15 protein-coding genes are annotated in these 13,785 nt (G+C 66.4%); all 15 read left to right on the forward strand.

Annotated elements, in window-relative coordinates; all coding sequences use genetic code 11:
- Nucleotides 1-24 precede the first annotated feature (24 nt).
- The 15 genes from prmC to murA all read left to right on the forward strand — a co-directional run bounded on the left by prmC (nucleotide 25) and on the right by murA (nucleotide 13,543).
- Entirely contained in the window at nucleotides 25-921 is an 897-nt protein-coding gene (gene prmC, locus ACFVAV_RS33130) for a peptide chain release factor N(5)-glutamine methyltransferase (RefSeq protein ID WP_379039553.1), read from the forward strand.
- A gap of 211 nt (nucleotides 922-1,132) precedes the next feature.
- Complete coding sequence (locus tag ACFVAV_RS33135) at nucleotides 1,133-1,798, forward strand: L-threonylcarbamoyladenylate synthase (protein WP_379039554.1); 666 nt, start codon at nucleotides 1,133-1,135, stop codon at nucleotides 1,796-1,798.
- A gap of 13 nt (nucleotides 1,799-1,811) precedes the next feature.
- Nucleotides 1,812-2,942 carry an MraY family glycosyltransferase gene (locus ACFVAV_RS33140; RefSeq protein WP_189031120.1) on the forward strand — a complete coding sequence of 377 codons (1,131 nt, stop codon included), beginning with the start codon at nucleotides 1,812-1,814 and terminating at the stop codon, nucleotides 2,940-2,942.
- A 19-nt stretch (nucleotides 2,943-2,961) separates the two neighbouring features.
- Nucleotides 2,962-3,429, forward strand: coding sequence for a hypothetical protein (locus ACFVAV_RS33145; protein WP_379039555.1), 468 nt, complete (start codon nucleotides 2,962-2,964; stop codon nucleotides 3,427-3,429).
- A 286-nt stretch (nucleotides 3,430-3,715) separates the two neighbouring features.
- Nucleotides 3,716-4,570, forward strand: a complete 855-nt coding sequence (atpB, locus tag ACFVAV_RS33150) for a F0F1 ATP synthase subunit A (RefSeq protein WP_379039556.1) — start codon at nucleotides 3,716-3,718, stop codon at nucleotides 4,568-4,570.
- 79 nt (nucleotides 4,571-4,649) lie between these two features.
- On the forward strand, nucleotides 4,650-4,898 hold the full coding sequence (locus ACFVAV_RS33155; RefSeq protein WP_379039557.1) for an ATP synthase F0 subunit C: 249 nt from the start codon (nucleotides 4,650-4,652) through the stop codon (nucleotides 4,896-4,898).
- Between the two features lie 5 nt (nucleotides 4,899-4,903).
- A complete protein-coding gene (locus ACFVAV_RS33160; RefSeq protein ID WP_379039558.1) occupies nucleotides 4,904-5,461 on the forward strand; it encodes a F0F1 ATP synthase subunit B in 558 nt (185 codons plus the stop codon).
- A 19-nt stretch (nucleotides 5,462-5,480) separates the two neighbouring features.
- The gene (locus ACFVAV_RS33165) at nucleotides 5,481-6,293 is read left to right on the forward strand and encodes a F0F1 ATP synthase subunit delta (protein WP_379039559.1); all 813 of its coding nucleotides are present in this window, start codon (nucleotides 5,481-5,483) and stop codon (nucleotides 6,291-6,293) included.
- 56 nt (nucleotides 6,294-6,349) lie between these two features.
- A complete protein-coding gene (gene atpA / locus ACFVAV_RS33170) occupies nucleotides 6,350-7,990 on the forward strand; it encodes a F0F1 ATP synthase subunit alpha (RefSeq protein WP_379039560.1) in 1,641 nt (546 codons plus the stop codon).
- Nucleotides 7,991-8,052: 62 nt separating this feature from the next.
- Nucleotides 8,053-9,024: a F0F1 ATP synthase subunit gamma gene (locus ACFVAV_RS33175; protein ID WP_379039561.1), complete on the forward strand. Its 972-nt coding sequence runs from the start codon at nucleotides 8,053-8,055 to the stop codon at nucleotides 9,022-9,024.
- 24 nt (nucleotides 9,025-9,048) lie between these two features.
- Nucleotides 9,049-10,497 (forward strand): F0F1 ATP synthase subunit beta, encoded by a 1,449-nt coding sequence (gene atpD, locus ACFVAV_RS33180; protein ID WP_379039562.1) that lies wholly within the window; start codon nucleotides 9,049-9,051, stop codon nucleotides 10,495-10,497.
- A gap of 6 nt (nucleotides 10,498-10,503) precedes the next feature.
- Nucleotides 10,504-10,881 carry a F0F1 ATP synthase subunit epsilon gene (locus tag ACFVAV_RS33185; RefSeq protein WP_379039563.1) on the forward strand — a complete coding sequence of 126 codons (378 nt, stop codon included), beginning with the start codon at nucleotides 10,504-10,506 and terminating at the stop codon, nucleotides 10,879-10,881.
- Between the two features lie 172 nt (nucleotides 10,882-11,053).
- The gene (locus tag ACFVAV_RS33190) at nucleotides 11,054-11,476 is read left to right on the forward strand and encodes a DUF2550 domain-containing protein (protein WP_379039564.1); all 423 of its coding nucleotides are present in this window, start codon (nucleotides 11,054-11,056) and stop codon (nucleotides 11,474-11,476) included.
- A gap of 41 nt (nucleotides 11,477-11,517) precedes the next feature.
- Nucleotides 11,518-12,183: a cob(I)yrinic acid a,c-diamide adenosyltransferase gene (locus ACFVAV_RS33195; protein WP_379039566.1), complete on the forward strand. Its 666-nt coding sequence runs from the start codon at nucleotides 11,518-11,520 to the stop codon at nucleotides 12,181-12,183.
- A 79-nt stretch (nucleotides 12,184-12,262) separates the two neighbouring features.
- The gene (murA, locus tag ACFVAV_RS33200) at nucleotides 12,263-13,543 is read left to right on the forward strand and encodes a UDP-N-acetylglucosamine 1-carboxyvinyltransferase (protein ID WP_379039568.1); all 1,281 of its coding nucleotides are present in this window, start codon (nucleotides 12,263-12,265) and stop codon (nucleotides 13,541-13,543) included.
- Nucleotides 13,544-13,785 lie beyond the last annotated feature (242 nt).

Consider the following 13,785-nt stretch of genomic DNA (forward strand, 5'->3'; position numbering starts at 1 on the left):
GCGTGACCACGGAGGGCGCCGGGCATGCCGAATGATTCAGTGACCGAGCGGATCCGGCTGCGTCCGTTGATCGTCGAGGCCGCGGCGCGGCTGGCCGAGGCGGGCGTGGCCTCGCCACTGCCCGATGCCGAGAACCTGGCCGCCCACGTGCTCGGTGTCGACCGGATGCGCCTGGCGCTGCACCCGATGGTGGAGCCCGAGGAAGCCGCGCGGTTCGGCCGGCTGATCGACCAGCGGGCCGCGCGAATCCCGTTGCAGCACTTGACCGGGACGGCCGCCATGGGCGAGATCGACCTGGCCGTCGGCCCCGGCGTCTTCGTGCCGCGCCCGGAGACCGAGCTGCTGTTCGCGTGGGCGCTGGCCTGGCTGGAGACGCTGCCGCACGACCACGCGCCGATCGTCGTCGACCTGTGCACCGGCTCGGGCGCTTTGGCCCTTGCCATCGCGCATGCCCGCCCCGACGCGCAGGTCCACGCCGTCGAACTCGACCCCGACGCCGTGACCTGGGCCCGCCGCAACGCCGACGACCGCATCGCCGACGGCGACACCCCCATCACCCTGTACGCCGACGACGTCACCGACCCGGCCCTGCTCACCGAACTGTCGGGCCGCGTCGACCTGGTCGTCTCGAACCCGCCCTACATCCCCGAGGCAGCGGTCCTCGACCCCGAGGTCGCCGACCACGACCCCCACCGCGCCCTCTTCGGCGGCCCCGACGGCCTCGATATCATCCGCGCCATGGTCCCCACCATCGCCCGCCTGCTCCGCCCCGGCGGCGCCACCGCCATCGAACACGACGACACCAACGGCGGAGGAGTAGCGGACCTGCTCGCCGCGGCCGAATTCACCGGCATCGTCGAACACACCGACCTCGCCGACAAGCCCCGCTTCGTCGTGGCCACGGCACCCGGCAAACTCTGACAACGCATCGAACGGGGTGACAGCTCCCGCGCGGATCACCCTGTGGTCCAGTCAGCACACTTCCAGCACGAAACGAAACTTCTGATTTCGCAAGCACATGGGTAACTCGCCGGGTACGCCCAAAAGTCCCCCCACATCGCACCGCCAGCCCGGCAGCTAGACTCTTGCCGCATCCCAAGACCGGCAAGAATTCGCGGAGAGGCGGAACAGGGTGAGTACCGTCTATGACTGTGCGGAACCGGCGTCGCGGGCAGCGGGGATCACCGCGGCGACCAGCGCGCTCAAATCCGGTCGGCTGGTCGTCATGCCGACCGACACGCTGTACGGCCTGGCGGCCGACGCGTTCGATGCCGACGCGGTAGGCGCGCTGCTGGCCGCCAAGCGGCGCGGTCGCGATATGCCGGTTCCGGTGCTCGTCGGGTCGTGGCACACCATCGATGGTCTGGTGTTCTCTGTACGTCCGCAGGCACGCGAGCTGATCCGCGCGTTCTGGCCGGGTGCGCTGAGCCTGGTCGTGCAGGCGGCGCCGTCGCTGGCGTGGGATCTGGGTGATACCCGCGGCACGGTGATGCTGCGGATGCCGTTGCATCCGGTGGCGCTGGAATTGCTGCGCGAAGTCGGGCCGCTGGCCGTGTCGAGTGCGAATGTGTCCGGGCAGCCGCCCGCCAGCACTGTCGAGCAGGCGCGCGAGCAGCTGGGTTCGCTGGCGAGTGTGTATCTCGACGGTGGTCCGGCCGAGCACGCGGTGGCGTCCACGATCGTCGATCTGACCGCGGATCAGCCGCGGGTGTTGCGGGAGGGTGCGGTGCCGGTGGCCGATATCGCGGAGGTGCTCGGGATGGCGCCCGACGCTCTGACCAGCTCCGCGCAGCGGTGATCGCACGCCGCCCATGAGCTCAGTCGTTCCCCTGCGCGAGCTGGTGCTCGTGCTGCTCGTCTCGGCCACGGTGACATTCCTGGCGACCGGCGGTGTCCGGGTGCTGGCCATCGGCTTCGGCGCGGTCGCGATCCCGCGTGAGCGCGATGTGCACGTGAAGCCGATTCCGCGGATGGGTGGCGTCGGCATGTATGTCGGTGTCGTCGCCGCGGTGTTGTTCGCGCACCAATTGCCCGCCCTGCGGCGCGGGTTCGATTACGCGCCCGATATTCCGGCGGTGCTGGTGGCGGCGACGATCATCGTGCTCGTCGGCATCGTCGACGACCGATGGGGACTGGACGCGCTCACCAAATTCGCCGGGCAGGTCACCGCGGCGGGCGTGATGGCCGTGATGGGCCTGAGCTGGTACGTGATCTACGACCCGTTCAACGACTCCACCGTGGTGCTCGATGCCCTGCAGGGCGGGCTGGTGACCGTCGGTATCACCGTCACCCTCGTCAACGCGATGAACTTCGTCGACGGTCTGGACGGTTTGGCGGCGGGGCTCGGCTTGATCTGTGCCGTCGCGGTTTTCGTGTTCTCCGTCGGTTTGCTCTACGACCAGGGCGGCTCGGTGGACACCTATCCACCCGCGCTGCTGGCCGCCGCGCTGGCCGGCGCCTGCCTCGGATTTCTTCCGCATAATTTCTCGCCCGCCCGAATCTTCATGGGCGATACCGGCTCGATGATGATCGGTTTGATGCTGGCGGCGGTTTCCACCGGCGCCTCCGGCCGAATTCCGCTGCAGGGCTATGGCCCGCGCGACATTGTCGGTTTGCTCTCACCGCTGTTGCTGGTCGGCGCGGTGATGTTCATTCCGGTGCTCGATCTGTTGCTCGCGATCGTGCGCCGGGTGCGCGCCGGCGTGAGTTTCTCCACACCGGACAAAATGCATCTTCATCACCGATTGCTACAGATCGGACATTCACAGCGACGCGTCGTGCTGTTGATCTATTTGTGGGTCGGCGTGCTCGCCTTCGGCGCGGTGGGAACTTCGCTGATGGATCGGCGGCTTGTGGTGTTGCTGGTGGCGGGTGGATTGGTGTTCGCGCTGGTAGTGACCGCGATCCCATCGATGCGCCGGGTGGAGTCGGCGAACCGGTGAACGCGGGCCGCAAGGTAAAGTGCGGCCCGTGAGCTTTACACCGGAAACCGTGCCAGGCCCCGACGCCCCGTTGCGTGCCGCGCTGCGCTACGGCCTGATCGGTCTCGGCGTCCTCGTGGTCGCCGCGGTCGTGGTCGCCACGGCGGTCGCAGGCACGCCGGGCCTGTGGGGCGCCCTGCTCGGCGCCGCCATCGGCGGTGGGTTCATCCTCACCACCGTCGTCGCGGTGCTGCTCGGCGCGAAGCTGCCGCCGAGTACGGCGGGCCTGGTCATGCTGGTCAGCTGGGTCGGCAAGATGCTGGTCGCGCTGCTGGTCATCGCCGTGCTCAACCAGTTCGATTTCTACAGCCGACCTGCGCTGTTCTTCACCGTGGTGGGTGCCCTGCTGATCGTCCTCGGCGCGGAAACGTATGGCGTTGTGAGCCAGAAGGTTCCGTACGTCACGACACGCGCGGGAGACGACGAAACGGCTTCCGAGCAGGAATAATCCCACCCAGCTACACACTGTCGTAGATAGCTTGGTAAAGTCTTGGTAAGCAAGCACCCAAGCTAGGGGCGCGGCCCGACCAACTCAGGGCTTTGCCTCGGGTTACCAGGGGGGATCGCCTAGATCCTGCCCGGTGCCGCTATGCTTACTGCCGATCCGGGTGGAATGTGCCCGGTTGAAGCATGTCGACGATGTCGCCGACGCCCGAACAGAAGTCATACGGTTACACGCCGTATAGGCAACTGTCGAATTTCGAGCCGACCAGAGTCGACCCCATTGATCGTCAATGTCCGATCGAACCGCGGGAATGACCGTCGTACCCGCGGCCCGAACACGGGAGAGAACGCTGAGCGTCATCACTTTGGCGGCGGGCGAGTTCCACGCGCCATCGCTGTCCGACTTCTTCCCTCCAGCAGTGCTGTTCGAGGGTACGCCGTTCGAACTCGATCGCCTGATGCTGGTCCGGCTGCTGATGACCGCCGTTCTGGTGGTCGTCTTCGTGCTGGCTTTCCGCTCGCCGAAGATCGTGCCGCGCGGCCTGCAGAACGTGATGGAGACCGGTGTGGTTTTCGTCAAGGAGCAGATCGCCGACGAGGTACTCGGTAAGGAAACCGGCAAGAAGTTCCTTCCGCTGCTGGCGACGATCTTCTTTACGGTTCTCTTTCTGAACTTCTCCGGTGTCATTCCGGGATTGAACATCTCGTCGAACGCGCGCATCGGCATGCCGCTGGTCCTGGCCGCGATCGTCTACATCGCCTACAACTACGTCGGCATCCGGAAGTACGGCTTCTTCTCCTACATCCGGCACAGCATCGTCGTTCCCGACGTGCCGATCGCCCTGCACGTGCTGCTGATCCCGATCGAGTTCATCTCGACGTTCGTTCTGCGCCCGTTCACGCTGACCGTCCGTCTCATGGCCAACATGCTGGCCGGCCACATCATGCTGGTGCTGTTCTTCAGCGCGACCTGGTTCTTCCTGTTCGACGCCGCCGCGTGGATGAAGATCTTCACGCCGTTCTCGCTGCTCGCCGGCATCGGCTTCACGCTGTTCGAGCTGCTGGTCATCTTCCTGCAGGCCTACGTTTTCGCGCTGCTGGCAGCCGTGTACATCGCGCAGTCGCAGCACGCTGCCGACCACTGACCTGACTGAAACCACAACTACCGGAAACCTGCTACACACGCCGACCGGCGGGTGAGCAACAGAAAGGGAAAGAAGACTCATGAGCCTCGCTTACCTGGCCCAGGAAGCCGCGACCACCGAGAGCACCTTCAAGGGCTTCGGCGCCATCGGCTATGGTCTCGCCGCGATCGGCCCCGGCATCGGCGTGGGTATCGTCGTCGGTAAGGCCATCGAGGGCATCGCGCGTCAGCCCGAGCTGTCCGGCCAGATCCGCACCAACATGTTCCTCGGTATCGCGTTCACCGAGGCCCTGGCGCTGATCGGCCTCGTCGCCGGCTTCATCTTCTGATTCCGATGCGCGAAATCATGATGCTCGCCGCTGAAGGGGGAGAGGAAGTGAATCCTCTCGTCCCCGAAACGTACGACATCGTCTGGTCGATCGTCTGTGTCATCGTCGTCGGTCTGCTTTTCTGGAAGTACGTGATCCCACGTGTGACCAAGACCCTCGAAGAGCGCACGGACAAGATCGAAGGCGGTATCGCCAGGGCCGAAGCAGCCCAGGCAGAGGCACAGCAGACGCTGCAGCAGTACCAGCAGCAGCTCGCCGACGCCCGGCTCGAGGCCGCACGTATCCGTGAGGATGCGCGCACCCAGGGTCAGCAGATCCTCGCGCAGATGCGCACGGATGCCCAGGCCGAAAGCGACCGTATCGTCGCCGCCGGTCACTCCCAGCTGGAAGCCCAGCGCCAGCAGATCCTGACCGAGCTGCGTTCCGAGGTCGGCCGCACGGCCGTCGACCTGGCCGAGAAGATCATCGGCCAGTCTGTCTCGGACGAGGCGAAGCAGTCGGCGTCGATCGACAAGTTCCTCAGCGAACTCGACGACACCGACGCCATCGGGGTCGGAAGGTAACGACGCGAAAGTGAGAAGCATGTACGCAGCGAGCCGCGAGGCCAGCTCCCGGTCTCGGGAGGCGCTTCGGGCCGCTCTGACCGGAAGCGAAACTGTTGCGGCCACAACGGGGTCGGAACTGTTCGCCGTTGTCGCCGTGCTGGACGACCAGCGTTCGCTGCGTGTGGCGCTCGCGGACGTGTCGGTGCCGGGTTCGGCGCGCGCTGAACTCAGTGAGCGGATCTTCGGCGGCAAGGTCAGCGCTGCCACGCAGGCAGTGCTGACCACCGCGGTGGCGCAGAACTGGTCGCGCACCCGTGATCTGGTCGACACCCTGGTGCTGCTCGGGCAGGAGGCTCTGCTGGAGTCGGCCGCCGTCGGTGGCCGGCTGGACGCGGTGGAGGACGAGCTGTTCCGGCTCGGTCGCATCATCGCCGACAACCCGCAGCTGGAGCAGGCACTGTCCGACCAGGGCAAGCCCGCACCGGCCCGGCGTGAGCTGATCGAGCGGCTGCTGACCGGCAAGGCCGAGTCGATCACCCTGACGCTGGCCGAGCAGGCGGTGACCCGACTGCGGACCAACAACATCGGCGTCGCCTTCGACGCCCTGTCCGATCTGGCGGCGGCCCGTCGTGACCAGATCGTCGCCCACGCGCACGCCGCGGTCGAGCTGTCCGATCAGCAGAAGGAGAAGCTCTCGGCTTCCCTGCAGCGGATCTACGGCAAGGCGGTCACCGTGCACGTGCAGGTCGACCCGACGCTGCTGAGCGGCGTCGTCGTGCGCGTCGGAGACGACGTGATCGACGGCAGCGCCACCGGCCGACTGGAGAGGCTGCGCCGGGCACTGTCCTGACCAGCAGCTCAACTCCAACCCCCGACATTCGAGACCACAGCGAGAGCAGGAACAACATGGCGGAGCTGACGATCTCCTCCGACGAGATCCGTAGCGCGATCGAGAGCTACACCCAGAGCTACACCCCGGAAACCTCCATCGAAGAAGTCGGCCTCGTGACCGACACCGGCGACGGCATCGCGCACGTCAGCGGTCTGCCTTCGGCGATGGCCAACGAGCTGCTCGAGTTCCCGGGCGGCGTCCTGGGCGTCGCGCTGAACCTCGAGGACACCGAGATCGGTGCCGTCATCCTCGGCGAGTACGCCTCGCTGGAAGAGGGCCAGCAGGTCCGTCGCACCGGCGACGTGCTGTCGGTTCCCGTCGGTGACAAGTTCCTCGGTCGCGTCGTCAACCCGCTCGGCCAGCCGATCGACGGCCTGGGCGAGATCGAAGCCGACGACCGCCGCGTGCTGGAGCTGCAGGCCGCGACCGTGCTGGAGCGCCAGCCGGTCGAGGAGCCGCTGGCCACCGGTATCACCGCGATCGACGCGCTGACCGCCATCGGCCGCGGCCAGCGTCAGCTGATCATCGGCGACCGTAAGACCGGCAAGACCGCCGTCGCCGTCGACGCGATCCTGAACCAGAAGGCGAACTGGGAGACCGGCGACCCGACCAAGCAGGTCCGCTGCATCTACGTCGCGATCGGCCAGAAGGGCTCCACCATCGCGGGCGTCAAGACCGCGCTCGAGGAGCACGGCGCGATGGAGTACACCACCATCGTCGCGGCCCCGGCCTCCGACTCCGCCGGCTTCAAGTGGCTGGCCCCCTACACCGGTTCGGCCATCGGCCAGCACTGGATGTACCAGGGCAAGCACGTCCTGATCGTGTTCGACGACCTGACCAAGCAGGCCGAGGCGTACCGCGCCATCTCGCTGCTGCTGCGTCGTCCGCCGGGCCGCGAGGCGTACCCGGGTGACGTCTTCTACCTGCACTCCCGTCTGCTGGAGCGTTGCGCGAAGCTGTCCGACGCCATGGGCGGCGGCTCGATGACCGGTCTGCCGATCATCGAGACCAAGGCCAACGACGTCTCGGCGTTCATCCCGACCAACGTCATCTCCATCACCGACGGCCAGGTCTTCCTCGAGTCCGACCTGTTCAACAAGGGTGTCCGCCCGGCGATCAACGTCGGTACCTCGGTCTCCCGTGTCGGTGGCGCCGCCCAGACCAAGGCCATGAAGAAGGTCGCCGGTTCGCTGCGTCTGGAAATGGCGCAGTACCGCGAGCTGGAGGCGTTCTCCGCCTTCGCCTCCGACCTGGATGCCGCCTCGCTGGCCCAGCTCGAGCGCGGTGCCCGCTGGGTGGAGCTGCTCAAGCAGAACCAGTACTCCCCGGTCGCCGTCGAGGATCAGGTCATCTCGATCTACCTGGTCGACGCCGGCTACTACGACTCGGTGCCGGTCGGCGACGTGCGTCGCTTCACCGCCGAGCTGCTGGAGCACCTGCACAGCGCGACCCAGTCGTCCTTCGACGCGCTCGAGGGTGGCCGCAAGCCGCTCGACGGCGAGGCCGCCGACGCGATCAAGTCGGAGACCGACAAGTTCAAGGAAGGCTTCCTGGCTTCCGACGGCAGCCGTGTCGTGAACGAGGCCGCTGCCGGTGATCTGGACCACGAAGAGGTCGAGTCGCTGTCGGTCACCCGCAAGCACGTCGACAAGTAAGCCGGGTCAGGACTGATGTCGGCATATTCCGATCTGGCGAATGAAGGGAGTGTGAACCGCTAGTGGCAAGTTTGCGTGAATTGCGCTCCCGCATTCGTGGTGTGAATTCGATCAAGAAGATCACCAAGGCTCAGGAACTGATCGCGACCTCGCGAATTTCCAAGGCCCAGGCCAGGGTTGCGGCGGCCAAGCCGTACGCCGAGGAGATCACCAAGGTCCTCGGTGAGCTGGCGAGTGCGTCGAAGAACCTGGCGCACCCGCTGCTCAACGAGCGCCCCAACCCGAAGCGCGCCGCCGTCCTGGTGATCACCAGCGACAGCGGTATGTGCGGCGGCTACAACTCGAACGTGCTCAAGCGCGCCGAGGAGCTCATGACCACTCTGCGTGGCGAGGGCAAGGAGCCGGTGCTGTACGTGATGGGCAACAAGGGCCTCACGTACTACAAGTTCCGCAACCGTCCGTTCCAGGCGTCGTGGACGGGCTTCTCGCAGCAGCCGAAGTACACCGATGCGTCGGCCGCGTGCAGCCACCTGGTCGAGGCCTTCATGGCCGGCTCCGACACCGAGGTTCCCTCGCTGGACGGCACCGGAACCATCGCGGGCGTCGACGAGCTGCACATCGTGTACACCAAGTTCGTCTCGATGCTGACCCAGAATCCGGAGGTGCGCCGCCTGGCGCCGATCCAGGTCAGCTTCGTCGACGAGAACTTCGAGCTCGGCGACGACATCATGTCGGACTCGCCGAACGCGGTGGTCACGGCGCAGTACGAATTCGAGCCGGACGCCGATGTGCTGCTGGGTGCTCTGCTGCCCAAGTACATCAACACGCGTATCTACTCATCGTTGCTCGAGGCAGCGGCATCCGAGTCCGCGGCTCGGCGCACCGCAATGAAGGCGGCGACCGACAACGCCAACGAGCTGGCCAGTGTGCTCCAGCGCGAGGCGAACTCGGTGCGTCAGGCCCAGATCACGCAGGAAATCAGCGAAATCGTCGGCGGCGTGAACGCGCTGGCGTCGAGCTCGGACCGCGACTAGAAGCGCAGGAAGAGAACCAATCTAATGACCGCAGCTGTCACTCAGGACAACGCGACCAAGGCAGGCGCAACTGCCGGCCGCGTCGTCCGTGTCATCGGCCCCGTCGTGGACGTCGAGTTCCCGCGTGGCGCCATCCCCGAGCTGTTCAACGCTCTCAGCGCCGACATCAAGCTGGCGTCGGTGGCCAAGACCCTGACCCTCGAGGTCGCCCAGCACCTCGGCGACAACATCGTGCGCACCATCTCGATGCAGCCGACCGACGGCCTGGTCCGTGGCGCGACCGTCACCGACTCGGGCAAGCCGATCTCGGTGCCCGTCGGCGACATCGTCAAGGGCCACGTGTTCAACGCCCTCGGTGACTGCCTCGACTCGCCCGGCCTCGGCCGCGACGGCGAGCAGTGGGGCATCCACCGCAAGCCCCCGAGCTTCGATCAGCTCGAGGGTAAGACCGAGATGCTCGAGACCGGTGTCAAGGTCATCGACCTGCTGACCCCGTACGTCAAGGGCGGCAAGATCGGTCTGTTCGGTGGTGCCGGTGTCGGCAAGACCGTTCTGATCCAGGAGATGATCACCCGTATCGCTCGCGAGTTCTCCGGCACCTCGGTGTTCGCGGGCGTCGGTGAGCGTACCCGTGAGGGCACCGACCTCCACCTGGAAATGGAAGAGATGGGCGTCCTCCAGGACACCGCCCTCGTCTTCGGCCAGATGGACGAGCCGCCGGGCACGCGTATGCGCGTGGCCCTGTCCGCGCTGACCATGGCGGAGTACTTCCGCGATGTCCAGCACCAGGACGTGCTGCTCTTCATCGACAACATCTTCCGTTTCACCCAGGCCGGCTCCGAGGTCTCGACCCTGCTGGGTCGTATGCCTTCGGCCGTGGGTTACCAGCCGACGCTGGCGGACGAGATGGGTGAGCTCCAGGAGCGCATCACCTCGACCCGTGGTCGCTCGATCACCTCGCTGCAGGCGATCTACGTCCCCGCCGACGACTACACCGACCCGGCGCCGGCGACCACCTTCGCCCACCTGGACGCGACGACCGAGCTCTCCCGCCCGATCTCGCAGAAGGGCATCTACCCGGCCGTCGACCCGCTGACCTCGACCTCTCGTATCCTCGAGGCTTCGATCGTCGGCGAGCGTCACTTCCGGGTCGCCAACGAGGTCAAGCGGATCCTGCAGAAGTACAAGGAACTGCAGGACATCATCGCCATCCTCGGTATGGACGAGCTCTCCGAAGAGGACAAGGTCCTCGTCGGCCGCGCCCGTCGTCTGGAGAAGTTCCTCGGCCAGAACTTCATCGTGGCCGAGAAGTTCACCGGTCAGCCGGGTTCGGTCGTGCCGCTGGAGCAGACCATCGACGACTTCGATCGCGTCTGCAAGGGCGAGTTCGACCACTTCCCGGAGCAGGCGTTCAACTCCTGCGGTGGTCTCGACGACGTCGAGGCCGCTGCGAAGAAGATCGCCGGGAAGTAGTCCACCATGGCGGAGATGACAGTTGATCTCGTAGCGGTCGAACGCAAGCTCTGGTCCGGCCAGGCTTCGTTCGTCAGCGCGCAGACCACCGAAGGTCAGATCGGCATCATGGCCGGCCACGAGCCGCTGCTCGGTCAGCTCGTCGAGGGCGGCACGGTGTCCATCGTGTCGACCGAGGGCGAGCGGATCGTCGCTGCGGTGCACGGCGGTTTCTTCTCGGTGACCGCCGATACCGTGCGCGTGCTGGCCGAGTCCGCGGACCTGTCGGGTGAGGTCGATGTCGACGCGGCACGCAAGGTGCTGGCCGACACGAGCGCTTCCGAAGTGGCTCTGCGCGTGGCACAGGCCCAGGTGCGTGCCGTCGAGGCTGCCTCGAAGCACTGATCTCGAGAAGACCAGACATCTGTCGGCGACGAACTCCGGTTCGTCGCCGACAGTGTCGTTTTCGGGGGTTTACCGGTCCCGGCGGAGTCGCGCGGACCGGGCGTGATTGAATGGCGACGGGGGTGTCTTCGACACCAGCTGAGCGAAAGGGCGTGCGGCATTGCAAACCGGGATGGTTCTCCTGATCATTCTGGTGCTGACGCTCGTGTTCGTAGCAGGTGCATCGACCTACCGCCTGGTGATGCTGCGCCGGGGCGGCACGGCCGCGCTGCTGCGGGTATTGCCCGCGCGCGGCGGCCAAGGCTGGCGCCACGGTCTCATCCGCTATGAGGAGGACCGTCTCGTCTTCTTCAAATTGACCAGCCTCAAGTTCGGTCCGGACAGCACCGTGCACCGGCAGGGCCTCGAGATCGTCGAACGCAGGCACCCGCAGGGCGATGAGTTCGACATCATGAGCGACGACATTGTGGTGGTAGCCGTCACCGATCCGCAGGGCAGCTTCGAGCTGGCCCTCGACCGCGGATCGAGGGCGGCTTTTCTGTCCTGGGTGGAATCGCGCCCGTCAGACCGTGCCCACCGCAAGGGCCAGCTCTGAGCGAGCGCACAGGAAACGCGACAGCTGAGCGAGGCAAGAACATGGGTAACTCGTCGGGTACGCCCGAGACGGATGCATACCGGCAGCCCGACGAACCAGCTGCCGAGCCCGCACGACCGGAGCGGCGGTCCAGCGTCCATTTGACCCGGATCTACACCAGGACGGGTGACGACGGCACCACCGGCCTGAGCGACTTCTCACGGGTATCCAAGACCGACGCGAGGCTGATCGCCTACGCCGACTGTGACGAGGCCAACGCGGCGCTCGGTGTCGCGGTGGCGCTCGGCGCGCCGGAGCCCGCCGTGCTCGCCGTGCTGCGCCAGATCCAGAACGACCTGTTCGACGCGGGCGCCGACCTGTCCACCCCGGTGGTGGCGGAGCCGAAGTACCCGCCGTTGCGCGTCACCCAGCCCTACATCGATCGGCTGGAGAAGTGGTGCGACGAGTTCAACGCCGGTCTCGCACCACTGAATTCGTTCATCCTGCCGGGCGGCACGCCGATTGCCGCACTGTTGCACACGGCACGCACGGTGGTCCGGCGCGCCGAACGCTCGGCGTGGTCGGCGGTCGATGCCTACCCCGACGACACCAGCGTGCTGCCGGCCAAATACCTCAATCGCCTGTCGGACCTGCTGTTCATCCTGAGCCGTGTGACCAATCCCGAGGGCGATGTGCTGTGGCAGCCGGGTGGCGGAGCCGAGCGCTGAAAGCGACTCGGTGGCGCCAGGATCGGTCGGTTTGGCGTCGGGGGGCGTGTCGCCGGGCAACGGTCGATAAGCTGGCGGGGTGAGCGAACGGTTTCTGGTCTCCGGCGGTAATCAGCTCGTCGGCGAGGTCGCGGTCGGCGGCGCGAAGAACAGCGTGCTGAAGCTGATGGCCGCCGCTTTGCTGGCCGAGGGTACGACCACCATCACCAACTGCCCGGACATCCTCGATGTCCCGCTGATGGCCGAGGTGCTGCGTGGTCTCGGCTGCGACGTGACGATCTCCGACGACGAGAGCGGCGACCGGTCGGTCGTCACGATCGTGACGCCGCCGGAGCCGAAATACCACGCGGACTTCCCCGCGGTGACCCAGTTCCGCGCCTCGGTGTGCGTGCTCGGTCCGCTGATGGCGCGCTGTAAGCGCGCGGTCGTCGCGCTGCCCGGTGGTGACGCGATCGGTTCGCGTCCGCTGGACATGCACCAGGCGGGCCTGCGCCTGCTCGGCGCGACCAGCGAGATCGAGCACGGCTGCGTGGTCGCCCGCGCCGACGAGCTGCAGGGCGCGCGGATCCGCCTCGACTTCCCGTCCGTCGGCGCGACCGAGAACATCCTGATGGCCGCGGTGCTGGCCGAGGGGGAGACGGTCATCGACAACGCGGCCCGCGAGCCCGACATCGTCGATCTGTGCACCATGCTCGTGCAGATGGGTGCGCGGATCGATGGGGCCGGTTCCTCGGTGCTGACCGTGCAGGGCGTGAAGAGCCTCTCGCCGACCACCCACCGGGTGATCGGTGACCGGATCGTCGCCGCCACCTGGGGCATCGCCGCCGCGATGACCACCGGCGATGTCCGGGTGACCGGGGTCAACCCCAAGCACCTGGCGCTGGTGCTGGACAAGCTGCGGTCGGCAGGTGCGCGAATCTCCTACGAGCCCAATGGTTTCCGCGTCGTCCAGCCGGAGCGCCCGCGTGCGGTGAACTTCGCGACGCTGCCGTTCCCCGGTTTCCCGACCGACCTGCAGCCGATGGCGATCGGCCTGGCCGCCATCGCCGACGGCACGTCGATGATCACCGAGAACGTCTTCGAGGCGCGTTTCCGCTTCGTCGAGGAGATGATCCGGCTCGGCGCCGACGCCCGCACCGATGGTCACCACGCGGTGGTCCGCGGTATCCCGCGCCTGTCCAGCGCGCCGGTCTGGTCGTCCGACATCCGCGCCGGCGCGGGCCTGGTGCTGGCCGGTCTGGTCGCCGATGGAGTCACCGAAGTGCACGATGTCTTCCACATCGACCGTGGCTACCCCAACTTCGTCGAGCAGATGCAGGCGCTGGGCGGGCAGGTCGAACGCGTAGGTACGCCGAAATAAGCTCCTGACCAGGCGATTTGACTTCGTGTTGGTCGCCACGTAACTTTATTCGAGTCAGAGCGACACGGACCCCCACGGGGTAGCGATGAGCGCCTGACAGATCATCTAGCCAGACTCACTTCTTCCGAATTTGCTTCGGTTGGGTTACCTGCGCTAGGTTGGAACAGTTGCCCTGCTGAAGCCCCTGCGAAATGTTGTGGGTAGAAGCTTGTGCGTGTGTTCTTTGAGAACTCAATAGTGTG

Origin of the sequence: Nocardia sp. NPDC057663 (assembly GCF_042799895.1) — a bacterium.
In the GTDB taxonomy this organism is placed as follows: domain Bacteria; phylum Actinomycetota; class Actinomycetes; order Mycobacteriales; family Mycobacteriaceae; genus Nocardia.